Below are 21,955 nucleotides of genomic sequence, written 5' to 3'. Positions count from 1 at the left end.
CATTCCGGTCCGCTTCAAACCGGGAATTTCCTGCTGTGAACTAAGCCTGTGCCAACAACAACCCCTCTTCTAGGGTTTTTGTGTGGAAAGAAATGCAGTTCTTCGCGTATGGTGAAAAATGTGACGAGTACAACATGGAACCGGCCCAATCCCACGCCCCGGAAGCCGGGTGCCGCCACCGGCAAGCAGTCCGCAATCGACACCGATAGCACCCTGGACGTCATCAGCCTGGGGCGCCGTGTACGGCATTTGCGCAAGGCCAAGGGCATGACCCTGGATGACCTGGGTGCCGCCGTCGGAACCGTGGCGTCGCAGCTGTCCCTGATTGAAAACGGCAAGCGCGAACCCAAGCTGGGCATGATGCAGGCGCTGGCGGCTGCGCTGGATGTCAGCATCGACTCGCTGCTGGGCTCGGAGCCGCCAAGCCGCCGGGCAGCGCTGGAGATCGAACTGGAACGGGCGCAGCGCGGGCCCCTCTACGCCTCTTTGGGCCTGCCGAAGGTGCGCATCGGCTCGCGGCTGCCGCTGGACGTGCTCGAATCCCTCGTGGGGCTGCAGGCCGAACTGGAGCGCCGGCTGGACGAGCAGGTGGCCACACCCGAGGAGGCACGCCGGGCCAACGGTGAACTGCGGGCCATGATGCGTGAGCGGAACAACTACTTCCCGGAATACGAGGCCGAGGCGCAGAAGGTGCTGAAGTCCGTGGGGCACACCTCCGGGCCGCTGTCCCAGCACGTCATAGCTGACATTGCCGCCCACCTGGGCTTCAGCCTGCACCACGTGAACGACCTGCCGCACTCCACCCGCTCCGTGACCGACCTGAAGAACCGCCGCATCTACCTGACCCAGTCCCAGCGTTCGGACCATGATCCGCGCTCGGTGCTGCTGCAGGCGCTGGGCCACTTTGTCCTGCAGCACCAGACGCCCAGCAGTTACGGCGAGTTCCTCGGCCAGCGGGTGGCTACCAATTACTTCGCCGCGGCGCTGTTGTTGCCGGAGAAGGCCACAGTCGATTTCCTGCAGCGGGCCAAGGCAGCCAAGGAAATTGCGGTGGAAGATATCCGCGACGCGTTTGCGGTGTCCTATGAAACGGCGGCGCACCGGTTCACCAACCTCGCCACCGAGCACCTGGGCATCCCCACGCATTTTCAAAAGGTGCACGAGAGCGGGATTGTGTACAAGGCCTATGAGAACGACGGCGTGACGTTCCCTGCGGACCACACCGGCGCCATCGAGGGCCAGCCGATTTGCCGGTACTGGACGTCGCGGGAAGTGTTTTCGGTGCCGGACCAGTTCAGCGCGTTCAACCAGTACACGGACACCCCGGCCGGGACCTACTGGTGCACCGCCCGGGTGGAGCGGGGCTCGGCCGGCAAGTTCTCCGTCAGCATCGGGCTGCCGTACCAGCATGTGAAGTGGTTCCGCGGCCGGGACACCGCCGAGCGGTCCAAATCCCGCTGCCCGGATCCGGACTGCTGCCGCACGCCTCCCGGCGAGCTCTCTTCGGAGTGGTCCGGCTTCGCGTGGCCCAGCGCCCGGGCACATTCACATCTGCTGGCCGCACTGCCGCCGGGTGCGTTCCCCGGTGTGGACGAGACCGAGGTGTACTCCTTCCTGCAGTCCCATTCGGAGCAGTGACGCGTCCGTGACCACCGCATAGGGTAGGGCCATGCCTGAGATGCCCGAAGTGCAGGGACTTGCCGATTTCCTGCGAACCAAGCTCCTCCCGGCCGATGCGCCGCCCGCCGTCGTTTCCGACGTGGAAGTGCTTTCCTTCGCCGTGCTGAAGACCGCGGGGGTGCAGCTGGACGCACTGAACGGCCAGGCGGTGGAGGCGGTGGAGCGGCGGGGTAAATTCCTGGTGGTCACGGCGGGGAGCGTGCATTTGGTGATGCATCTGGCCAAGGCAGGCTGGCTGCGCTGGTCCGACGCACTGAAGCCGGGCCGGCTGCAGCCAGGGAAAGGCGCCATGGCGCTGCGGGTGCGGTTCGCGGCCGGCGACGACGGCAAAGAGCCCGGCTTCGACCTCACCGAAGCTGGAACCAAGAAGTCACTGGCCGTGTACCTGGTGCGGAACCTGGAGGAAGTGCCGGGGTTGGAACGGCTGGGGCCGGAAGCGCTCGACGTCGGATTTGATGCCTTTGCCGCACTGCTTTCCGCCCACCGAGGCCAGATCAAGGGCCTGCTCCGGGACCAGTCGGCCATTGCCGGGATAGGCAATGCCTACAGCGACGAAATCCTGCATGCAGCCCGCCTCTCACCGTTCGCCAACGCCTCCAAGCTGGACGCAGACGAGGCAGGCCGGCTGTTCGTTGCCATGCGGACCACGCTGGAGGCGGCCATTGCCGCAGCCTCCGGCCGCCCGGCGTCGGAACTCAAGGACTCCAAGCGGCAGGCCATGCAGGTCCATGCCCGCACGGGCCAGCCGTGCCCGGTGTGTGGAGACACCGTCCGGGAAGTCTCCTTCGCCGATTCGTCGCTGCAGTACTGTCCCACCTGCCAGACCGGCGGCAAGGTCCTCGCGGACCGGCGGATGTCCAAACTGGACAAGTAGGGCCAAAGGGATGGCCCCTTCGGGGCCTGGATCGGCGGCAACGAAATTCCCGCGCTCGCAGAGCTCGCGGGGAATATTAAAGCCGCCTTCCTCCAGGCCCCTACGGCGCCACGTACGGCGAGGGGTAAACGCAAGAGCAGCGGACCCCGGCGTGTGCCGGAGTCCGCTGCTGTCTAACCAGGGGTTGTATCCCGGTGCGGGGTTACCTCCGCACCGGGACTACGGGCTTAGCTGCGGCCGTGGCCGTGGCCACCACCGTGTCCGCCCCTGCACTTCTGGCCTTCGAACTTGGCCTTGTAGCTTGCCTTCTCGGTCTTGCCCTTGCCGTTGAAGGTGTAATTGGCTGTGACTTCGCCGCCCTTGATGGAGGACTGCTTGGTCTTGATGGTCACGGACTTGCTCTTGCCGGCCCCCAGGTTCTTGACCGTCACGGTGCCGTAGCTCGACTTCACCGTGATGTCTGCCTGCTTGGTGCCGGTGTTCTTGACTGTCACTGCAATCTCCGCGCCGGAGCCGGAGCACTTGCTGACCGCGCTGACCGGGTTGGCCGGCGTGGGCTTGGGCGTGGCGGTCGGCTTGGGCGTGGCCGTGGGCTTGGGCGTAGACGTCGGAGTCGGCTTGGGTGTGGCCGTGGGCTTGGGCGTAGACGTCGGAGTCGGCTTGGGTGTAGCCGTCGGCTTCGGCGTGGCCGTCTGGGTAGGCGTCGGCGTGGGCGTAGGCGTCGCCTTGGCCGGAACCTTGATGGGCAGGATTTCCGCACGCCCGCCGTCGCCGTTGGTGCCGCTGAGGTCACCGGTAGCGTTGTGCAGGTGCAGGAACAGCGCCTTGGCATCGGTGGTTCCCGCACGGCGGGTTACATCGATTTTGCCGCCGTTCACGTCCGCAAACAGGGCGCTCGGCGTGGCACCGTTGAAGGTCAACGCCGGGTTGGCGGCGTCGAACGCCACGTATCCGGTGCTGTCCACGGCCACACTCTGACCTGCGTCATTCACGTTGTACGGGCTCCATGTGGTGACCCGGTACTGGAGCAGCGCCGATGCGGCGTTGACGTCCAGGCCCAGGGCTGCAGCCCGCACCGGCAGGGTCACTGCGTTGGTGTCGAACGTGTTGGTGTCCGTGTTGCCCTGGACCCCGTTGGCTGCGGTCTGGTCCACCTGCACCGCAGTTCCGTCGGCGTTCAGGCGGTAGGTCGAGATGAGGACAATGTCCACGTCGTCGGCGCGGCTCGTGAACGTCACGAAGTCGGGAACCGAGTCACCGTTGGTGTCAATCTCCACATCAATCTCGGTGGCGCCGCCCAGGATGGGCCAGTTATCCCATGTGCTTACGCCGAAGTTGACCAGGGACTGCTGCAGGTCACCGCCGGCGGCCTTTACGGTCGGGACAGTGGAAGAAGCGCCCACCGCCTGCACGTCGAGGGCGTACATGGAATCCATCTTCACAGATGCCAACCGCGGGCTCTCGGCACCCAGGACCAGGGGCGAGACCAGGGACAGGTAGCGTGAAGCGCCCGTGCCCTGGTTGAGGTCGCGCCCCTGCAGGGTGACCGTGCTGTTCAACGCCTCGGAATCTGCGAAGGCAATTTCCTTGCCCGCGCTCATGTCCGAGGTCGGCTTCGGAGCGGAGTAGACCGGGACACGCAGGGTAGGCGTGCCGTTGGCGGTCAGCTGCACCCGCCCGGACACATCGGCCAGGAACTGCCGGGTGATGCCCAGCTGTGTGGTGTCGGCGGCCGGGTCCATGGTCTTGGCCAGGGCTGCCGGATCCGAAATGCTCAGCGTGACATCCACGGAGGCCTTGCCGTTGGCCGGCACGTTCACCGAGGGGGTGGTGCTGATAACGACGCCGGGCATGGCCGAGGCCTGCAGGTAGCTGACGTTGTAGGACATAGGCCGGTCGGACCTGTTTTCCACCGTGATCTGCTTGGTGAGGACAAGTGCTTCCTTGCCGAGTTCCAACACACCGAAGTTCACGCTGGTCAGGGCGGGATCCTCGGTGGCGTAGGCCAGCACCTTGGTGCTGACGGCATCCAAGGCATCCACACGGCCCGAACCGACGCGGTTCGGAGCGTGGACGGCTCCGTTGGCGGCGATCACGTCATGGGTTGCGGTGTTCATGATGGCCGTCTTCACCTGATACGGGTTCAGGTCCGTGGCGGCGTAGACCAGAGCGGCAATGCCGGCCACATGGGGAGTGGCCATGGACGTGCCGCTGTTGACGGCGGCGCCGTCGCCCGAGCCCACGGCTACGGAGCCGATGGCAGAGCCGGGAGCAGCGACGTCGGGCTTCACCACGCCGTTGGAGCCGTGCACGCCGCGGGACGAGAAGGAGCTGACAGTGTCACCGACGCCGGAGGGACCGGATGTGGTGGCCTTGTACGCGGGGGACAAACGCAGGGTCAGGGTGCCCGCCACCGCGGCCGGACGCAGCCGGTCGGAGGAAGCAGCGTTCAACTGGATACCGGGAATGGTGGTATTGCCGCCGATTCCGGCGTCAAAGACCGCCCGCGGGGAATCCAGGACGACACCGGTGGCACCGGCCGCCTGGGCGTTGTTGAAACGGACGCCGGAGCCGCAGGGGAACGCACCGTCCGCTTCCCACTGGAGCCAAACCCATTTGCCGGTCAATGATCCGGCCGGGAACGGGTTGCAGCCAAAGGCATTGTCCGCCGGGGCGGCGACCACGGTTCCGGTGAGCTGGGCTTCCGTGACGGCCGGGTTGGAATAGTTGAAGTTCGACGAGTACTGGCCGGAAGCCGTGCCTGCGAGCTCTGCGGGGGCGAGGACATCGGCGCGGTCCAGGGTGACCTGGGAACCGATGGTGCTGGCCACCGTCAGCGCGGATTTGGCATTGCCCGGGGAACCGCCGACGTCGTAAACGTCTCCGGCGTTGCCCGATGCGACCACAGAGAGGATGCCCTGCTCGGTGAGCTTGTTGACAATGTCATTTTCGGGATCGTCCACGGGGGAGTAGTCAGAGCCCAGGGACATGTTCACAACCTGCGCGCGGTCGGAGAAGTCTCCGTCACCGTTGGGGTCGAGCACGTAGTCCAGGGCCTGGCCCACCACGTCGGAGGAGCCCTCACAGCCGAAGACACGGATGCCCACCAGGGACGCTTCGGGGGCGGAACCGGGTCCGATCCGCATCGAATTGACCTGTTCCGCCGTCAGCTTGGAGTAGTCGCCGCGGAAGGTGGTGCCGTCATTGTTGGTGCCGTAGCCGGCTGCGGTGCCGGAGACGTGGCTGCCGTGACCGCCGCAGTCCAGCGGGTTCAGGTCAGGCTTGGGGACAGGCTGGTATGTGGGGGATCTTGGATCGGCGTTGTAGTCGTCGCCCACCAGGTCGTAGCCGCCGATGAACTTGGCCGCATCCAGCAGGCCGCTGTCCGCGGTGGGAATGATGGGGGACGCCTGCGCTGCTGCGTAGGCCTCAAGTGTGCCCGGACCGCCGAAGTCGCTGTGAGTGTAGTCAATGCCGGTGTCCAGGACGGCGATGGTGATGCCCTTGCCCGTCTGCTGGCGCTCCACCCAGGTGTTCAGTGCACGGGTGTCGATGTCCGTTCCCTTGTTGTCCACGGACTTCGGGACAATCTTGGTGATGCGCTGGACGTCGTCGCGCCCTGCCAGCGCGCGGATGGCTTCGGCGTCACCCACGATGGCTGTGCCGGGAAGGGTGTTGGTGGTGGTGTAGAGGGTGCTGGCGTCGGCTTCCTGGGCCACGGATTCGGCCTGGGAGGCAATGTTGCTGCGGATTTCTTCCACCAGCGGCTTGTTCACCACCGGCTCCGCTTTGCCTTCCTTGACCTCTTGGGGCTGCGTCTGTTCAAACGCGCCTTCACCGGTGAACTGGACGTAGACGGAGACCTGGCCTGAGGCGTCGCGCAGGCTCGGGGACACCTTCTGTGCCTGGAACTGCTCGAGCGATATGCCCTGGGCGAGTCCGTCCGTGTTGGTGGGTGCCTCTGGTACCGCGGTGGCCTGGGCCGGCAGGCCCAGGGACGCCGTGAGTGCGATCCCGGCGAATGCGGCAGTGAGAACCGCGCCGGGTTTGTGATGGATGGACAATCTCATTGCGCTCCTTGAACATTCCGCCGAGCGCTACCGGGCATGTCCAAGAGACTTTGCACCGGCTGCTGACACACTGCGGCAGGTTTCCGTTGTGCCCCCAACCCCCGTCAGGAGTGTCAGCGTGCACGTAACGGCCCCCAAACCAAGCAGCCGTAGGCACACAATAGACGAGCAATCCCGCCCTGCAAAGGTTGGTGTCCCACAATGCGAATTACTTGCCGGCCTATTGTTTTATGCCCGGTGAGCAGTTATCTTTCGCGCTATTCTCCGGAGAATTTATGCCCGTGCTGCGCCGCCGGCGGACCACCGGGTTGCCCGGCAGGACCTTGAGCGAGCGGAGCGAATTACGGGATTTCACGATTCCTCGTTTCCAATAGGCGGATGGAAGCAGGTAAGCGGGCTTTATCGGACCCTTGCCCGGTAATTGAACAGCACACCGTGTGATAAGCGGACATACGCCAGACTTAGGGGCAACAGCAATGAGACCCTCAATGTGCCGGAACCGGCCGCCGGGTTGAAGGACACCAAGGAGTACGATGCCAGGGTTTTTTCTTGATAAGTCGGACCCGGCCAGTTGGCGGGCCTTAAACGGACTGGCCCTGAAGGTCGCTGAGGCGGCCGAGCAGGCGGGGCTGCCCCGGTCCGTAATGAGCTGCTGAATGTCCGCACCTCCCAGCTCAACGGATGTGCCTACTGCCTGGACCTGCACGTCCGGCTGGCCCGTGAGGCCGGCGTCAGCGGGCAGCAGCTGGCGGTGCTTCCGGCCTGGCGGGACGCTGCGGTGTTCAGTGAGGTGGAGTGCGCTGCCCTCGCCATTGCCGAAGCGTCCACCCTGCGGTCAGGAACCGAGGCACTGCACCAGGAACTGCAGACGGCGCGGAAAGCCCTGACCGATGATCAGTACTCCTGCCTGCAGTGGGCCGCCGTGGCCATCAATGCCTTCAACCGGGTTTCCATCCTCAGCGGCTATCCGGTGCGCCCACGGACTGAAAACGCCGCACGGGAACCGGAGAAATCCAGCCGTGAGTAATCTCGATCCGTCTCCCGGGCAAAACGAAAGGGCACGATTTACCGTTTTCGCAGCAGAAAACGGTAAATCGTGCCCTTTCGACGCTCCCAACGGTAACTTTTGCCGTTCGGAGGGCCGGGGTGGCGCTAGAGGGCCGGGCCCTGGCCCGCGTTGCCCTGCCACAGCGCGTCAAACGGCGCGTTCGAGGAGACGCGGTTGCGGATGCCTTCGGTGACGAATGCCTTGGCGGTCTTGGCCGCTTCCAGCGGGGTGGCACCCTTGCCCAGTTCGGCAGTGATGGCGGCGGCCAGCGTGCAGCCGGCACCGCTGACGGCGACGTCGCCCACCTTGGGAGCGCGGAGCACCTCCATGGTCTCGCCGTCGTAGAAAACGTCCACCGCGTCCTCGCCTTCCAGTCGGACACCGCCCTTGGCCAGGACCACCGCGCCGCTGGCCTCGTGGATGCGGCGGGCTGCTTCCTTCAGGTCCTCGACCGTTTCGATGGAGTCCATGCCGGAAAGGGACATGGATTCAAAGTGGTTGGGGGTGACGAACGTGGCCAGGGGGAGGATCTGTGCCTTCAGCGCCTGGTCGGTGTCCAGCGCAGCGCCGGGTTCCTGGCCCTTGCAGATAAGCACCGGATCCAAGACCAGGTTCTTCCAGTGCTGGGCCTGCAGGGCCTTGGCGACGACGTCGATAGTGGCCGGGGTGCCGAGCATCCCGATCTTCACCGTGTCCAGGTCATAGGCGGTGGTGATGGCTTCGAGCTGGTCGGCGATCACCTGCGGGTCCACGGGCACGAAGCGGTGGTTCCAGGAGTCCTTGGGATCGAAGGACACAATGCAGGTCAGGGCGGTGATGCCGTAGACGCCCAGTTCCTGGAAGGTCTTCAGATCAGCTTGTGCGCCGGCGCCGCCGGTGGCTTCGGAACCGGCGATGGTGAGCGTGACGGCCGGAGCTGCGGCCGCGGCAGAGTGTGTGTTTGCAGACATGGCTCTATCTTCCACCTAAACCGGCGGAACCGGCCACCCTGATAAATCGCGCCGTAACCGGGCGCCTTGGAGCTGCCCGCCGCCACCCGCCGTCGTGCTGGTTGTCCGTCCCGGGGTTAGCGGTCCCGGGGTTAGCCGTCCCGGCGGACGCCGCGCAGCAGGTGCACCACGTCTTCGACGATGTTCCGGACCACGGGCAGGCGGGAGAGGATCACCAGCTTCGCCACCAGCGGGGCAAGGCCCGCTGCCAGGCTGTGGGACCTGCGCTGGTCAGGGGAACGGTCGTAGACCCAAAACAGGGTGATGCCCATGTACATCAGCCACAGCAGTTCCGGCAGGTCGTCGCGGATGGCCAGCGGCGGCTGCGGCCGGGCGCTCGTGACGGCCTGGCGGAACAAGGCGATGGACTTCCCGCGGCCGACGGCGGCGTCGGTGCGGCGGTTCGAGGCCATGGCATCGCGCAGGAAGTGGCTGCCGAAGGCATGGTAGGGGGCCATGGTGGCCAAACCAGAGGAAAGGATCACCTTCAAATTCTCACCGAGGTTTTGCCCCTCGCGGATCAGCGGCAGCGCCAGGGACCGGTGCTCGTCCTGCAGCGATGAATAGAGCTCGTGGATGAGGTCATCCTTGGAGCGGAAATAGTAGTACGCGTTGCCCACCGAGACCCCGGCATCCTGCGCAATGGCACGCATGGTGGTCTGCTCGTAGCCCTGGACGGTGAACAGTCGAAGTGCCGTTTCGATGAGGAGCCGGCGCGTCTGTTCGCTCTTGACGGTGACGGCCAATGATGCTCCCTTTTGCAGTAATTTCAGCGTTTAGTAGACCACAGAATTGAACGCGTTCAAAAAGGCGCGCCGCAGGGTGAAAGCCGCAGGGGGAAAGAGGCATTCAGCGGGCCGGGATGCCGGGGAATCAGCGGGAAGCGGGGCGGGCCCGCGACGGCCTCCGGGGCATGGCAGAATGGATGCGGTCCTGAAGGGCCGCCCGGGGCAGCGGGCACAGTGCTAATACAGCCGGCGGAAGCCAGGCGAACCACTACCGAAACGGAAAATGCCATGACTGCACAGCCACGGGCAGCTGCGAAAACCGCTGCAACCTACGCCTCCCGCGGGAGCTCCCAGTACGACTTGATCCTGACGCTCATGTGCGTGGTCATCGTTATCTCCAACATCGGCGCCACCAAAGGCGTGCAGTTTGCCCTCCCGGGCGGCTGGGAGATTGTGACCGACGGCGGGTTCTTCCTTTTCCCGCTGGCCTACATCCTGGGCGACGTGGTCAGCGAGGTGTACGGCTTCAAGGCCGCCCGACGAGCGATCTTCACCGGGTTCGCCATGGCGCTGCTCGCCGTCGTCAGTTTTGCCATCATCATTGCGCTGCCCGGGTTCACTGACGCGTACGGGCTCCAGAAGCAGGCCGCGCTGGAGGTGGCCCTCGGCCCGGTCTGGCAGATTGTGGCCGCCAGCCTGCTCGGGTTCCTGGCCGGGCAGCTGCTGAATTCCATGGTGCTGGTGCGGATGAAGGAACGGTTCCGCGAAAAAGCCCTGGTGGGCCGGCTGATGGCCTCCACCGGGGTGGGTGAATTCGCCGACACACTCATCTTCTGCGCCATCGCCGCACCGGTGATCGGGATTACCGACGCCGGCGGGTTCCTCAACTATGTGGTGTTCGGGTTCCTGTACAAGACACTGGTCGAGTTCCTGTTTGTGCCGGTGACCGCCATGGTCATCCGGGTGATTAAGAGGCGCGAACCGACGTATGCCGGACCGGACCTGGAACCGGCGCCTGCCGGATAACCGCGGGGCGAAATCTGCACCGGTTTGTGCAAGGGTGGACAGACGCACGCGTTTCACTTCCCCACTACGGCAGGAGAAAAAACATGAGCAGTTCCGAACAGGTCCCCAACCCCGGAGCCCGGGCAGTAGACGAGAACCTTGCGGGAACCCGCGACGAGTTCAACGACGAAGTCACCAAGGTGCTGCTCGAGGATGCGCAGGAGGACAAGAGCCCCGCCGACGAGGAACGTGATTCCCAGCCCGCCCTGGAAGAGGATGAGCAGACCGTAGCCAAGCCGGACAATTCCTAATTGGAGGACAGCATGCCCGAGGACAAAGATTTCGAACAGAACGAAACCAAGGCCGAAGAACAGCTGCAGATTGTCGATCCGCCGGAGCCTGACGGGTCCGGAAACCAGCAGGCGGGCCAGCAGTCCGGGTCCGGTGCCCCTACCGGCGGCCCGGAAGATCCCACCGCCGAGCAGCAGAACGTCACCGGACAGCCGGATGAGCAGGAGAACGAACCGCTGCCGCGCACCTGGAACTAGGCGCTGTAGTACTTCCCCAGCACCTCGGCCTTGAAGTCGAAGAAGGACCCGTCCTCGATGGCCAGCCGGGCGTCATCCACCAGCTTTACCGTGAACCGTTCGTTGTGGATGGAGATCAGCGTGTGGCTGACCATCTCGTTGGACTTGAACAGGTGCTGGATGTACGCCCGGGTGTAGTTGGTGCAGGTGTAGCAGTCGCAGCCGTCCACCAGCGGACCGAAGTCCTTCTTGAACTTGGAGTTTGAGAGGTTCTTGCGCCCGTACGGCGTGTAGAACGCGGAGTTGCGGGCCACCCGGGTGGGGGAGACGCAGTCAAAGGTGTCGGCACCGTTCTCGATGGCCGTGAAAATGTCATCGGGTTCGGAAATGCCCAGCAGGTGCCGCGGCTTATTCTCCGGCAGTTCCTCGGTGCACCAGCGGACAATGGTGCCCAGGTTCTCCTTTTCGAAGGCGCCACCCAGACCGAAGCCGTCAAAGTCCATGGCACCCAGGTCCCGGGCAGCCTTGCGGCGCAGGTCCTCGTACTGGGCGCCCTGCAGCACCCCGAACAGCGCCTGGTACGGTTTTCCAGCCCGCTCCTCGGTGAGCCGCTCGTGTTCGGCCAGGCAGCGCAGCGCCCACAGGCGGGTGCGTTCCAGCGACATTTCCTGGTAGCCGCGCGAATTCATCAGGGTGGTCAGCTCGTCGAAGGCGAACATGATGTCCGCGCCGATCTTGTGCTGGACCTGCATCGAAATTTCCGGGCTGAACCGGTGCTTGTCCCCGTTCAGGTGCGACTTGAACCAGACGCCGTCGTCGTCAATGTGGGCTAGGCGTTCCTTGCCGGGCGCGACGTCGTCGTCCGCTCCCGTGGCATGGGTGGTGCCGTCGGCATTCATGTTGATGACCTTCTTGAACCCGGCGCCCAGGCTCATGACCTGGAAACCGCCGGAATCGGTGAAGGTGGGGCCGGACCAGTTCATGAACTTTCCCAGCCCGCCGGCCTCATCCAGGATGTCCGGGCCGGGCTGCAGGTACAGGTGGTACGCGTTGGCCAGCACAGCCTGCGCGCCCAGCTCCGCAACCGACTCGGGCAGCACGGCCTTGACCGTGGCCTTGGTCCCCACCGCGATGAACGCCGGGGTCTTGATCTCGCCGTGCGGAGTGGAGATGGTGCCCGTCCGGCCTTGGAAGCCTCCTCCGTTCGCCTCTACGCGGGCTTCGGCCGCTGCGGGGGCGGTTTCGCGCAGGCGCTTACCGAGGGTGAAGGAGAAGGCTGAAGAAGACACCCTTCCATTTTGCCCTACCCAGGGCGGCTCGGTTTCCGGGGACGACGCCGGGCCGCTGGGGGCGCCGCGGGGGCTACGGGCGGCGGAGGGGACGGTGTGGGACGTTCCCCACATTTATTTCAGCCCGAACTTCTCCGGGGATACGTTGGAAGGTGCGGGTTCGGAAGGCACATCCGGGTCACCGGCCCACTCCTTCTGCGATGTCCACGGCAAGAAAGGCTGTGTCTGCCCCCTTGACGCACCTGAAAGAAATGTTCCGGATTGCGCCGGCCAACAATGACCACCACGTGGCCATCCGCTGTGCCATCGGTATTGGCCTGCCGCTTCTGCTGGTGTTGTTCCTGGGACGCATCGACCTGGCGATCTTTGCCTCCTTCGGTGCCTTCACCGGTATTTACGGGCGCAACGAACCGCACCGCCAGCGCCTTGGCCACCAGGTCCGTGCCGGAGCGCTGATGCTGGCCGTCATCCTGGCCGCAGCCCTGTGCGCACGGCTGGACCTGGATGAGTGGGGAACCGTTATAGGCACCACCCTTGTGGCTGGGCTGGGCACCGTCGTCACCGGATTCTGGCGGCTGCGCCCGGCCGGGTCGCTGTTCCACATCTTTGCGTTTGCGGCTATCTCCTCGGTGCCGAACCAGCCGCCGGTCTGGCAGGGCATGCTCGTTGCCGTCCTGACGGTGGCGTTCTCCATCCTGGTTGGCCAGACCGGAATGCTTGCCCGGCACTACCGCACGGACTGGAGCCGTCCGGTCCGTCCCCGGTTCTCCCCGGCGCAGCGCCGCCTCATCTATATAGACGGGCTGCAGTACGCGGTGGCCGCGCTTCTGGCCGGATCCATTGCCACGATGCTGGGCATCGGCCACAATTACTGGGCGATGGTGGCCGCCACGGTTCCGCTGGTGGGCCAAACCGCCCGCCACGGGGTCTACCGCGGTCTGCAGCGGATCCTGGGCACGTTCGCGGGCCTGGTCCTAACGGCCCTGATCCTGTTTCCCAACCTGGAACCGTGGCAGATGGTGCTGGTCATCGCTGCCTGCCAGTTCGGCGCGGAAATGCTGATTGCCCGCCAGTACGCGCTGGCCCAGGCGGTGGTCACGCCCCTGGCGCTGGTCAGCACGGAACTGGCGCATCCCAGCAATCCCGTGGAACTGCTGAGGGACCGGGGGATTGAGACCCTGATTGGTGCCGCCGTCGGCATGGCCGTGGTGGTTGTTGTGCACCTGCGCCGGAAGCGCCTTAGCCCCGGACAGCGATAAGTTCGGTCTGGATCCGGCGGTCGATTTCCGCGTCCGTGAGGGTCTGCGAACCGCCGTGGGCCCGCAAATACAGCAGGGCGTTCAGGCGCAGGACCCGCCATTCCTTTTCGCTGTCCTCGTTGCCGGCCTCAGCGGCACGGTGGATTTCCCGGTCATACAAGTTGGGTTCGTTCAGCTGGCGCTGCAGCAGTTCGGCTGCGACTTTCGCCCTCAAGGGGTCTGTCTCGGTTGCGTCCGCCGCGCGCACTGCTTGGCTGTACGCGGCAGCACTCTCGTCGTCGCCGGCCTCGTGGGTGATGTGTGCGGCCAGGCTCAGCGCGCCCTGGATCCAGTTCCACCGCCCAAAGTTCCCGTCAAAGGGCAGCCCGGTGATGACGTTGCAGACCTTTAGGGCGTTCCCGGAATCGCCCAGGTCCACGAACAGCAGATAGGCCAGGTCGCGGACATCCTGGAGATTGCTGCCGGACTTCACGTTCAGGCCGCGTTCCAGCCGGCCGGCGATCTCCTGCACGGCGGCATGGCCGGGATGCGCTGCGGCGGCTTCGGCGATGATTTCGGCCGCGTTGTCCTCTTCGGAGGGCACCTGGCGCACGGCGTCCGACGGCGCGCCCTCCGGCGCCGGGGCCTGTACCCGGACGGATGATCCGTGCGCCAGCCGCAGCGAGCTGCCGTCCTCAAGCTTCACGATCACCAGCGCGGGAGTGCCGAAGTCGTCTTCCTCCACACTGGTGCCGGCGACCGGAGCCAGCGGTGCCGCGGGCCCGTCACCCGGAACCAGTTTCTGGCCGGGGGCTAGCAGTTCCGCATTGACCCGGAACGTATACGTTTCCGGCGCACTCTCAGACATGGCGATTCCTTCGTGGTTGGACCTCGGCTCCCCAGACCTCCCATTATATAAAGCTCCGGTAACGCCGGTTCGTCAGCGTCCCGGTCAGCGGCCCCAGCCGGCCGAGGCCAGCGCCTGGCGGAGCAGGTCGCCCCGCCCGCCGGAGAACTCGGCGTAGATGGCCGGGCTGAGGGCCTCCTCCGGCGTCAGCCAGGACAGCTCCAGGGCATCCTGGCGCGGATCGCATTCACCGGTCACGGGAATCAGGTAGGCCAGCGCGACGGCGTGCTGGCGCTCGTCAGTGAGCCCGCTCTGGGAGGGGGAGGGGAAGTACTCGGCGACGGCGAACGGCACCAGAGTGGGCGGCAGCTGCGGCAGCGCCATGGGGCCAAGGTCCTTTTCCAGGTGGCGCAGCAGCGCGCCGCGGATGGTTTCGCGGTACATCACCCGCCCGGAGACGAAGGAACGCACCATCCGGCCCTCGGGTGTGGCCTGCAGCAGCAGCCCCACCTCCGTGACGTAGCCCAGCGGGTCGCACCGGACCGGGACGGCTTCAACGTAAACCATGGGCAGGCGCTGCCGGGCTTCGTAGAGGTCTTCCTCGGAAAGCCAGCCTGGATAAGGGTCAGGAGTGCGAACGTTCATAGCAGTGTTCTACCCCAAACAGGCCCTGCCAGTCATTCGGCACGCTGCGCTTCGGCCATCGGCTGAACGGCTCCAATACAGCCCCGGGGCCTTTCGGGCCGCGCCGCGGCCGCCCTACGCTTGATCCATGACACGGGAGCTCCCGGAGCTCCTCCTGCCGGATGCCGGGGCTTGGCGGGAGTGGCTGGAGCACAACTATGCCCGATCTTCCGGCGTACGGCTGGTGCTGGGCCGCAAGGGCGGCACCGTAACGGGGCTGACCTACAAACTGGCTTTGGACGAGGCCCTCTGCTTCGGCTGGATTGACGCCCAGGCGGACAAACGCGACGAGCAGAGCTATGTTCAGCGGTTCCAGCCGCGGGGAGCGCGCAGCGTCTGGTCGCTGCGGAACGTGGGGCACATCAACCGGCTGGAGGCAGAGGGCAGGATGCACCCGGCCGGCCGCGACGCGGTCCTCAGCGCAAAAGTCGACGGACGCTGGGACGCCGCCTACGCCGGACCTGCGGCGGCGGAGCTCCCGGCGGACCTGCAGGCAGCCATTGCCGCCGATCCCGAAGCCCAGCGGATGTTCGACGTACTGACCGCGCAGAACCGCTATGCCATGTATTTCCGGCTCAAGAACCTCAAAACGCAGCAGGGCAGGGAACGCCGCATTGAGGCCTTTGTCCAGATGCTCCGGGAACACCGCAGTCCCTATCCGCAGAAACGCACACCCCCGCCCCCGTCCCCGGCGGACACGCCGTCGGACGCATAGGGGCATCCCACCGGGCCGGGACAGAAGCAGCAGCCGGCCGTCCAACCGGTTCCACTAGGAGGTCCAGATGTGCCGGCTCTTCGGTATGCACGCAGGAAAAACCCCGGTCGCGGCCACCTTCTGGCTCCTCACGGCACCGGACAGCCTGGCCCGGCAAAGCCGGAAGGAAGCGGACGGTTTCGGCATCGGCACCTTCGGCCCCGACGGGAAGCCGCACACGGACAAGGCACCCATTGCGGCCTACGAGGACGTTCAGTACGCCCAGGCCGCACGGGACCTGGAGAGCACCACGTTCATTGCCCACGTGCGTTACGCCAGCACCGGCGCTGACACCGCCGTCAACACCCATCCCTTTGAGCAGGACGGACGGCTGCTGGCCCACAACGGGGTGGTGGAGGACCTGGACAAGCTCGATGACCGGCTGCGGCAACTGGATGTGTATGGCCTGGTGAAGGGGGACACGGACAGTGAACGTGTCTTCGCGCTCATCACCGCCGAAGCAAGGGCCAACGGCGGCAACGTCACCGAAGCCATCGGCACGGCCGTGGCCTGGGTGGCGGAAAACCTCCGGCTGTACGCCGTCAACCTCGTCCTCACCACCGCCACCGATCTGTGGGCGGTCCGCTACCCGGACACCCATCCGCTGTATGTGCTGCAGGTGGCCTCCGGAAACCAGCACGGGGACAAACGCACTGACCGCATCAGCGTCCACAGTGACCAGATGCGGCAGGAAAACCGCCCGGCCGTGATGGTGGCCACCGAAAAAATGGACGAGGACCCCAACTGGCGGCTGCTGGATTCCGGCGAAGTGCTGCACGTGGACAGCAGCCTCACCATGGACCGCCTGTTCCCGCTTCCGCAGCACCCGGAACACCTGATCACCCTGGCGGACCTGGACGGCAAGGCCGCGGCGTCGCAGCATCCACTGAAAGTCAGCTGACCCCGGCGTACCACCGGTACGGTGCCCGGGCCGGGTTACCCGTCCAGGTCGGCCCGCCGCACCCTGGCCGACGCTTCCAGCACCATCCACGCCTGCAGCTGGGTGGAGAGCTCCACCGTGGAGCCGCCCGGATAGGTGTTGGCGGCCGGTTTCAGGGGATGGGTGGAGAACAGCTCCCAGTCCGCGCGTTTGGCCCGGCCCTCCCACAGAGCCTGCGCGGTGGCGTCCACCAGTTCCGACGCTGTGCGGCGGGATGGTTCGGGCAGGGCGGGTGACACTGCGGCCTGGGCAAGGTACCGGGCCAGGATTCCCGTGAACAACCCGCCGTCCCCGGTACCGTGGGTTCGCAGCACCGGCGAGGGGCCGCCGTCGTCGGTCAAATGCTGCCGAACGGCAGCCACCAGCTCCTGTGCCCGGGCGAGGTTGGCGCTGCCGCCCAGTTCCAGCAGGGCAGCCAGCACCGGCCCCTGGTTGTAGGTGAAGATCCGGGATTCGAGCTGCGGGCGGCCGCGGACCACCTTCACGCCGTCCATGTACAGGCCGGTTTCCGGATCCAGCAAGGTGGTGTTGAGCCAGTCCACCAGCGCCTGGGCCCGGTCCCGGGACCCGGTCCGAACAAAATGCAGGGCAGCCGGGGCGGTTGCCGGGGTGTTCTTGAAGTTCCGGTCACGGTTCCAATAGATGCCGCCGCCCAGGTCATTCGTGTGGGCCGATACCAGGGCCGCGTCCAGGGCCTGCAGGACCTTGCGGTAGGGACGCTGCCGGTCGCGGGACCCGGACAGGGAGTTCAGGCGTCCCACGGACAGTGCCAGCCAGGCCATGTCGTCGTAGAACCGGTTGGTGTACCGCATCCGGTTGCGCAGCCCGATGGTCCGCACCAGCGCGGGGGCCAGCTCGGCAGCGGCGGGATGCTCCGGCCCGCGGAAAGGGGTGCCGGTACGGCGTTCCCGCAGAGCCGCATCCACCAGGGAGTCCAGATAGTGTGCCTGCCACCAGTAATGCCAGGGCTGGCGCAGCTCCGCCAGCCGGGACAACGGGTGCCGGGTGGCGGCCAGGTGGGTGCCGGGCAATCCGGCCAGCTGCCGGCCGAAAGCCGCACTAACCGTGCGTGCGGCTGCCTCGGCGCGGTCGTCGGCATCCAGGGCAGGGTCCTCGAAGAGCATGCGCCAACCCTAGACCAGCCGCGGAGGATGCGGCACCAGCCGACGCACAGTAGGCTCGGATCCTGCCGTGTGAGCTGCACTACAGTTGCTGCGGCAGACGGATCCGCACGGGGAATTGGCAAGCAGGAGGAACGCATGGACATCGCAGGCGCATCAGCAATAGTCACTGGAGGAGCGTCCGGACTCGGGCGCGCAACGGCGCGGAAACTGTACGACGCCGGTGCCTCCGTGGTGCTGGTTGACCTGCCGCAGTCCAACGGACTGGCCTATGCCGGGGAACTGGGCGGCAACGCCCGCTTCGTGCCCGGCGACGTGACCGACCCCGAGCAGATGCAGGCCGCCGTCGAAGCCGCCATGGCCGCCGGACCGCTGCGGGTGGCCGTGAACTGCGCCGGCATCGCGACCCCCGGCAAGGTGCTGGGCCGCGACGGCGTGCTGGCGCTGGACGACTTCGCCCGCGTGATCAGCGTGAATCTGATCGGCACCTTCAACGTGACCCGGCTGGCCGCGGCCGCCATGGCGGAAACCGAACCCGTGACGGCCAACGGCACCGAGGAGCGCGGCATCATCATCAACACCGCGTCCGTGGCGGCCTTCGACGGGCAGATCGGCCAGCCGGCCTACGCCGCGTCCAAGGGCGGGGTGGCCGCCATGACCCTGCCGCTGGCCCGCGAGCTGGCCCGCCACCTGATCCGGGTGGTCACCATTGCCCCGGGCATCTTCGAGACACCCATGATGGCCAGCCTGCCGCAGGCTGCCCAGGACTCGCTGGCCGCGCAGGTACCGCACCCCTCCCGGCTGGGCCGCGCCACCGAATACGCCTCGCTGGCCGCGCACATCATTGAAAACCAGATGCTGAACGGGGAAACCATCCGCCTGGACGGCGCCATCCGGATGGGACCTCGCTGAGCCTGATGACGGAAACGAACCCGTTCCCGGCCGAGGCCCTGCCGGATCTGCCGGACGCCGACTTTTACGCCTTTGAAGACTTGCTCTCCGATCCCGAAAAGGACAAGCTGGCGCAGCTGCGGCGCTTCCTTGCCGCGGAAGTGCTTCCGCACGCGGGCACTTGGTGGAATGAGGCCCGGTTCCCCGCCGAGCTGCTGCCCAAGCTGGCTGAACTGGACCTGTCCACCCCCGTGCAGCAGGGCCACTCACCGCTGTTTGCGGGTCTCGTCATTGCGGAAATGACCCGTGCGGACACGTCCCTGGCCACCTTCTTTATGGTCCACCATGACCTGTTTGTGGAGGCCCTGCACGCCTTTGGGTCCGAGGAGCAGAAGGCCCGGCTGCTGGAGGACGCCCGCGCCCTGCGCATAACCGGCGCGTTTGCCCTCACCGAGCCGGAGCACGGCTCGGACGTGGCTGGCGGCATGGCCACCACCGCAGTGCGCGACGGCGACACCTGGGTCCTCAACGGTGCCAAACGCTGGATCGGCAACGGTACGTTCTGCGACTACATGGTGCTGTGGGCACTGGAACCGGAAACGGGCCGCACCCGCGGTTTCCTGCTCAACGCCAACCTGCCCGGGGTGACCCGGACCCGGATTGAAAACAAGACCGCGCTGCGCACCGTGCAGAACGCCGACATCTTCCTCGACAACGTGCGGGTGCCCGCGGCGGATCTGCTGGCCGGAGTGGAAAGCTTCGACGACACCAAGCAGCTGCTGCGCGGGTCCCGGATCATGGTCGGCTGGCAGGCCGTGGGCGCACAGCTGGCGGCGTTCGACGTCGCCCGGGCCTACGCCGTCGAACGCCTCCAGTTCGGCCGCCCGCTGGCTTCCTTCCAGCTCATCCAGCAGCAGCTGGTGCAGATCCTGGGGAACGCCGTGGCCAGCACGGGGATGCTGGCCCGGGTTACGGAGCTTGAGCACGGGGGATACGCGGGCGGCAAAGTAAGCGGAGGCATGGCCCGGGCAGCGCTGGCCAAGTCCTACGCCAGTGCCCGGATGCGTGAAAGCGTGGCGCTGGGCCGGAGCATCCTGGGTGGGAACGGGATTGTCACCGACTACCGGATGGCCAAGATCTTCGCCGACGCCGAAGCCATCTACACCTACGAGGGAACGTACGAGATCAACACCCTGATTGTCGGGCGGGACGTAACCGGGGTTTCCGCGCTGCGTTAGGCCTCTGCGGTTGTGCTGGCCGGCTCGGGTATGGGGGATTCCCCTCCGGTCCGGGAAAAATCGACCGGTTTGGGAAGTCCCTGCCACTGCAAACCGGAGGGATTTCCCAAACTGGCAGCAGATTGTCCGGCGGCCCGGAAGAGGCCGGGTGGCAGAGCGAGTAAAGGATCAGTAGGCTTACTAAATGGGTCGCAGCAACGGCGGCCCGGTTTACCGGACCGAAAGGCATGGTTTATGAGCGAGCAGAGCATTCCTGACCCCGAGCTGGGCGACGATCCGGTCCTGGCCGACGACGTAGCCGCGGTTGCCACCCCCGACGAGCTTTCGGTGGTCTCCGAAGACGAACTGCTGGAGCAGGACGAACTGGTGGACGCCGAAGACCTGACGTACCCCGGCGCCGCAGAGGACAACCCGGACAACTGGCAGGAAGATCCCCTGATCCGCGGAGAGGAGCCCCTGAACGAACCGGGCGAGCTCTCCGATCAGACCCTGCGGGACGAGACCGCCGAGGAACGCTTCCTCACCGGTGCCGACCAGGTTCCGCCGGAGGAGCCCACCATCGGTGAGGCAGCCAACGACGTCGACTTCGGTGACCCGACTGTAGGTGATGAGGAAGACGCAAGCGATGATCCCTCCCACCGCGGCGGCGATCCCCTTGCTGACTTCAATCCCGAAGAGCAGGTCTAGCCAGCATCAACCTGCGGGGTCCGGCAGCCTTGGTCCACGGACCGGCACCGGGCCCCGCGGCACTAGGCTGGAGCTATGCCTTCCTTCCGCGTCCAGCTGAACATCCTGGGACTAAAGCCGGGCAACCAGCCCGAGGCCGTCATGGAAACCGCGGTTGCGGCGCTGGGCACAGCACACCACGTGGAAGCGAATCAGCTCGACATTGTGTCCGGGGTTCCGCGGATCACGCTGCGGTTTACGGTGCCGGATGACGAGTTCTCCGTGGAGAATTCACGGGCGCGCCGGGCAGCCATCAACATGCGTGCCGCCGTGGAGGAAGTCGCCAACGGGCAGGACCTGCGGGTGCTGCGGCGGATGCGCGGGCGCTGGACGGTGTTGTAACCGGCTCTTCGGCGGGAAATGCCAGCGACAGCCCGGCAGCGTCCTCAGCCCGGGAACGCGTCCAGGGTGAGGCGGCTGCGGTATTCCACCGGCTCCCGGGTCAGCGGATCGGTAAACCGCACGGATCGCGCCAGCAGCTGCAGCGGCTTCGAATAGTCGTCCGCCGCCTGCGGAAGCAGCTCCGGATAAAACGAATCGTTCAGGATCCCGATCCCCTGCGACGCCATGTGCACCCGCAGCTGGTGGGTCTTGCCGGTGTGCGGCAACAGCCGGTAGCGGCCCAGCCCGCCGGCACGTTCCATCAGCTCAATCCGGGTCTCGGCGTTCGGCTCGCCCTCGATTTCCTGCGCCAGAAGATACGTCCGCGACTTGATCATCCTGCTGCGCACAATCCGCGGCAGCTCAAGGTCCTCCCGCACCGGGGCCACGGCTTCGTACTCCTTCTCGATGCGCCGCTTCTCGAACAGCACCTGGTATTTGCCCCGGCTGGCGGGGTTGGTGGAGAAAAGCAGCACGCCGGCTGTCATCCGGTCCAGGCGGTGCATGGGAATAAGGTCCGGAATGCCGAGCTGGACCCGCAGCCGCACCAGTGCCGACTCGGCCACGTACATACCGCCCGGCGTCGTCGGCAGGAAATGCGGCTTGTCCACTACCAGCAGGTCCTCGTCCTGGTGCAGGATGCCGATCTCCACCGGAATCCGCTCCTCGGGTGGCAGTTCCCGGTAGTACCAAATGAACGTGTGTGCGTTTAGGGGCGTGGCCCGGGTCAGCGGAATCCCGCCCAGGCCCACCACCTCGCCCCGCTCAAAGCGGTCCACAATCCCGTCCGGATCCACATGGCCGAAGCGCTCCAGGACATAGTCCATGGCGGTTTCCCAGGGACCCTCGTCGGGCAGGCGCAGGCGGGTGGCATTAACTCCGTTGCGCACGGGTAGCGGGGATTGCATCACCATTTCAGGATATC

At 65.9% G+C, this 21,955-nt stretch carries 21 protein-coding genes and 1 pseudogene; 14 read left to right on the top strand and 8 right to left on the bottom strand.

Going from position 1 to position 21,955, the window contains the following annotated elements; all coding sequences use genetic code 11:
• The first annotated feature begins 120 nt into the window (after positions 1-120).
• On the top strand, positions 121-1,638 hold the full coding sequence (locus tag LOC57_RS13465) for a helix-turn-helix domain-containing protein (RefSeq protein ID WP_442860731.1): 1,518 nt from the start codon (positions 121-123) through the stop codon (positions 1,636-1,638).
• 31 nt (positions 1,639-1,669) lie between these two features.
• The gene (locus LOC57_RS13460) at positions 1,670-2,554 is read left to right on the top strand and encodes an Fpg/Nei family DNA glycosylase (protein ID WP_229960350.1); all 885 of its coding nucleotides are present in this window, start codon (positions 1,670-1,672) and stop codon (positions 2,552-2,554) included.
• 227 nt (positions 2,555-2,781) lie between these two features.
• Here the strand turns inward: LOC57_RS13460 and LOC57_RS13455 are convergent, their stop codons facing one another.
• The gene (locus LOC57_RS13455; RefSeq protein WP_229960348.1) at positions 2,782-6,624 is read right to left on the bottom strand and encodes a S8 family peptidase; all 3,843 of its coding nucleotides are present in this window, start codon (positions 6,622-6,624) and stop codon (positions 2,782-2,784) included.
• Between the two features lie 649 nt (positions 6,625-7,273).
• On the opposite strand from LOC57_RS13455, the pseudogene LOC57_RS16530 reads away from it, so the two are divergent.
• Positions 7,274-7,387: pseudogene (locus tag LOC57_RS16530) on the top strand (carboxymuconolactone decarboxylase family protein); the annotation flags it as partial.
• A gap of 15 nt (positions 7,388-7,402) precedes the next feature.
• Positions 7,403-7,651, top strand: coding sequence for a hypothetical protein (locus LOC57_RS16525; protein WP_331460674.1), 249 nt, complete (start codon positions 7,403-7,405; stop codon positions 7,649-7,651).
• A 125-nt stretch (positions 7,652-7,776) separates the two neighbouring features.
• Here the strand turns inward: LOC57_RS16525 and thiD are convergent, their stop codons facing one another.
• Positions 7,777-8,622, bottom strand: coding sequence for a bifunctional hydroxymethylpyrimidine kinase/phosphomethylpyrimidine kinase (gene thiD, locus LOC57_RS13445; RefSeq protein ID WP_229960346.1), 846 nt, complete (start codon positions 8,620-8,622; stop codon positions 7,777-7,779).
• A gap of 131 nt (positions 8,623-8,753) precedes the next feature.
• On the bottom strand, positions 8,754-9,407 hold the full coding sequence (locus tag LOC57_RS13440) for a TetR/AcrR family transcriptional regulator (RefSeq protein WP_229960344.1): 654 nt from the start codon (positions 9,405-9,407) through the stop codon (positions 8,754-8,756).
• Positions 9,408-9,677: 270 nt separating this feature from the next.
• Between LOC57_RS13440 and LOC57_RS13435 the strand changes: the two genes are divergently transcribed.
• The 3 genes from LOC57_RS13435 to LOC57_RS13425 all read left to right on the top strand — a co-directional run bounded on the left by LOC57_RS13435 (position 9,678) and on the right by LOC57_RS13425 (position 10,942).
• Entirely contained in the window at positions 9,678-10,415 is a 738-nt protein-coding gene (locus tag LOC57_RS13435; RefSeq protein WP_229960342.1) for a queuosine precursor transporter, read from the top strand.
• Between the two features lie 83 nt (positions 10,416-10,498).
• Entirely contained in the window at positions 10,499-10,705 is a 207-nt protein-coding gene (locus LOC57_RS13430; protein ID WP_227927123.1) for a hypothetical protein, read from the top strand.
• A gap of 12 nt (positions 10,706-10,717) precedes the next feature.
• On the top strand, positions 10,718-10,942 hold the full coding sequence (locus tag LOC57_RS13425; protein WP_229960340.1) for a hypothetical protein: 225 nt from the start codon (positions 10,718-10,720) through the stop codon (positions 10,940-10,942).
• Here the strand turns inward: LOC57_RS13425 and tgt are convergent.
• A complete protein-coding gene (gene tgt, locus LOC57_RS13420; RefSeq protein WP_442860730.1) occupies positions 10,939-12,324 on the bottom strand; it encodes a tRNA guanosine(34) transglycosylase Tgt in 1,386 nt (461 codons plus the stop codon). The two genes, LOC57_RS13425 and tgt, sit on opposite strands and share 4 nt — an antisense overlap.
• A gap of 119 nt (positions 12,325-12,443) precedes the next feature.
• Between tgt and LOC57_RS13415 the strand changes: the two genes are divergently transcribed.
• Positions 12,444-13,469, top strand: coding sequence for an FUSC family protein (locus LOC57_RS13415; RefSeq protein WP_229960336.1), 1,026 nt, complete (start codon positions 12,444-12,446; stop codon positions 13,467-13,469).
• Here the strand turns inward: LOC57_RS13415 and LOC57_RS13410 are convergent.
• Together LOC57_RS13410 and LOC57_RS13405 are read right to left on the bottom strand one after the other, a co-directional pair.
• Positions 13,450-14,316, bottom strand: a complete 867-nt coding sequence (locus LOC57_RS13410; RefSeq protein ID WP_227913102.1) for a DUF6707 family protein — start codon at positions 14,314-14,316, stop codon at positions 13,450-13,452. The genes LOC57_RS13415 and LOC57_RS13410 overlap by 20 nt on opposite strands.
• 84 nt (positions 14,317-14,400) lie before the next feature.
• Positions 14,401-14,940 (bottom strand): NUDIX hydrolase family protein, encoded by a 540-nt coding sequence (locus tag LOC57_RS13405; RefSeq protein ID WP_227913103.1) that lies wholly within the window; start codon positions 14,938-14,940, stop codon positions 14,401-14,403.
• Positions 14,941-15,067: 127 nt separating this feature from the next.
• Between LOC57_RS13405 and LOC57_RS13400 the strand changes: the two genes are divergently transcribed.
• Together LOC57_RS13400 and LOC57_RS13395 are read left to right on the top strand one after the other, a co-directional pair.
• Entirely contained in the window at positions 15,068-15,694 is a 627-nt protein-coding gene (locus tag LOC57_RS13400; protein WP_227913104.1) for a YdeI/OmpD-associated family protein, read from the top strand.
• Between the two features lie 67 nt (positions 15,695-15,761).
• A complete protein-coding gene (locus tag LOC57_RS13395) occupies positions 15,762-16,634 on the top strand; it encodes a class II glutamine amidotransferase (RefSeq protein ID WP_269440291.1) in 873 nt (290 codons plus the stop codon).
• A gap of 35 nt (positions 16,635-16,669) precedes the next feature.
• Here LOC57_RS13395 and LOC57_RS13390 read toward each other — a convergent pair whose 3' ends face one another.
• A complete protein-coding gene (locus tag LOC57_RS13390) occupies positions 16,670-17,797 on the bottom strand; it encodes a glycoside hydrolase family 76 protein (protein ID WP_229960332.1) in 1,128 nt (375 codons plus the stop codon).
• Between the two features lie 135 nt (positions 17,798-17,932).
• Here LOC57_RS13390 and LOC57_RS13385 point away from each other — a divergent pair, with 135 nt between their 5' ends.
• The 4 genes from LOC57_RS13385 to LOC57_RS13370 all read left to right on the top strand — a co-directional run bounded on the left by LOC57_RS13385 (position 17,933) and on the right by LOC57_RS13370 (position 20,991).
• The gene (locus LOC57_RS13385; protein ID WP_229960330.1) at positions 17,933-18,706 is read left to right on the top strand and encodes an SDR family NAD(P)-dependent oxidoreductase; all 774 of its coding nucleotides are present in this window, start codon (positions 17,933-17,935) and stop codon (positions 18,704-18,706) included.
• Between the two features lie 5 nt (positions 18,707-18,711).
• Entirely contained in the window at positions 18,712-19,923 is a 1,212-nt protein-coding gene (locus LOC57_RS13380) for an acyl-CoA dehydrogenase family protein (protein ID WP_229960328.1), read from the top strand.
• Positions 19,924-20,157: 234 nt separating this feature from the next.
• The gene (locus tag LOC57_RS13375; RefSeq protein WP_227913109.1) at positions 20,158-20,610 is read left to right on the top strand and encodes a hypothetical protein; all 453 of its coding nucleotides are present in this window, start codon (positions 20,158-20,160) and stop codon (positions 20,608-20,610) included.
• Positions 20,611-20,685: 75 nt separating this feature from the next.
• A complete protein-coding gene (locus LOC57_RS13370; RefSeq protein ID WP_227913110.1) occupies positions 20,686-20,991 on the top strand; it encodes a hypothetical protein in 306 nt (101 codons plus the stop codon).
• Between the two features lie 44 nt (positions 20,992-21,035).
• Here LOC57_RS13370 and LOC57_RS13365 read toward each other — a convergent pair whose 3' ends face one another.
• A complete protein-coding gene (locus LOC57_RS13365; RefSeq protein WP_229960493.1) occupies positions 21,036-21,938 on the bottom strand; it encodes an RluA family pseudouridine synthase in 903 nt (300 codons plus the stop codon).
• Between the last annotated feature and the right edge of the window lie 17 nt (positions 21,939-21,955).

Origin of the sequence: Arthrobacter sp. zg-Y750 (assembly GCF_020907365.1) — a bacterium.
GTDB lineage: Bacteria > Actinomycetota > Actinomycetes > Actinomycetales > Micrococcaceae > Arthrobacter_B.
The sequence above is the reverse complement of the archived record's forward strand: the minus strand, read 5'-3'. Positions and strand labels throughout refer to the sequence as shown.

What these genes read in the sequence shown, in the direction of transcription:
- LOC57_RS13430 (WP_227927123.1), top strand. Translation starts at nt 10,499, where the DNA reads ATGAGCAGTTCCGAACAGGTCCCCAACCCCGGAGCCCGGGCAGTAGAC.
- LOC57_RS13410 (WP_227913102.1), bottom strand. Translation starts at nt 14,316, where the DNA reads ATGTCTGAGAGTGCGCCGGAAACGTATACGTTCCGGGTCAATGCGGAA.
- LOC57_RS13435 (WP_229960342.1), top strand. Translation starts at nt 9,678, where the DNA reads ATGACTGCACAGCCACGGGCAGCTGCGAAAACCGCTGCAACCTACGCC.
- LOC57_RS13390 (WP_229960332.1), bottom strand. Translation starts at nt 17,797, where the DNA reads ATGCTCTTCGAGGACCCTGCCCTGGATGCCGACGACCGCGCCGAGGCA.
- thiD (WP_229960346.1), bottom strand. Translation starts at nt 8,622, where the DNA reads ATGTCTGCAAACACACACTCTGCCGCGGCCGCAGCTCCGGCCGTCACG.
- LOC57_RS13460 (WP_229960350.1), top strand. Translation starts at nt 1,670, where the DNA reads ATGCCTGAGATGCCCGAAGTGCAGGGACTTGCCGATTTCCTGCGAACC.
- LOC57_RS13405 (WP_227913103.1), bottom strand. Translation starts at nt 14,940, where the DNA reads ATGAACGTTCGCACTCCTGACCCTTATCCAGGCTGGCTTTCCGAGGAA.
- LOC57_RS13380 (WP_229960328.1), top strand. Translation starts at nt 18,712, where the DNA reads ATGACGGAAACGAACCCGTTCCCGGCCGAGGCCCTGCCGGATCTGCCG.
- tgt (WP_442860730.1), bottom strand. Translation starts at nt 12,324, where the DNA reads ATGTGGGGAACGTCCCACACCGTCCCCTCCGCCGCCCGTAGCCCCCGC.
- LOC57_RS13370 (WP_227913110.1), top strand. Translation starts at nt 20,686, where the DNA reads ATGCCTTCCTTCCGCGTCCAGCTGAACATCCTGGGACTAAAGCCGGGC.
- LOC57_RS13365 (WP_229960493.1), bottom strand. Translation starts at nt 21,938, where the DNA reads ATGCAATCCCCGCTACCCGTGCGCAACGGAGTTAATGCCACCCGCCTG.
- LOC57_RS13455 (WP_229960348.1), bottom strand. Translation starts at nt 6,624, where the DNA reads ATGAGATTGTCCATCCATCACAAACCCGGCGCGGTTCTCACTGCCGCA.
- LOC57_RS13385 (WP_229960330.1), top strand. Translation starts at nt 17,933, where the DNA reads ATGGACATCGCAGGCGCATCAGCAATAGTCACTGGAGGAGCGTCCGGA.
- LOC57_RS13375 (WP_227913109.1), top strand. Translation starts at nt 20,158, where the DNA reads ATGAGCGAGCAGAGCATTCCTGACCCCGAGCTGGGCGACGATCCGGTC.
- LOC57_RS13400 (WP_227913104.1), top strand. Translation starts at nt 15,068, where the DNA reads ATGACACGGGAGCTCCCGGAGCTCCTCCTGCCGGATGCCGGGGCTTGG.
- LOC57_RS13395 (WP_269440291.1), top strand. Translation starts at nt 15,762, where the DNA reads ATGTGCCGGCTCTTCGGTATGCACGCAGGAAAAACCCCGGTCGCGGCC.
- LOC57_RS13425 (WP_229960340.1), top strand. Translation starts at nt 10,718, where the DNA reads ATGCCCGAGGACAAAGATTTCGAACAGAACGAAACCAAGGCCGAAGAA.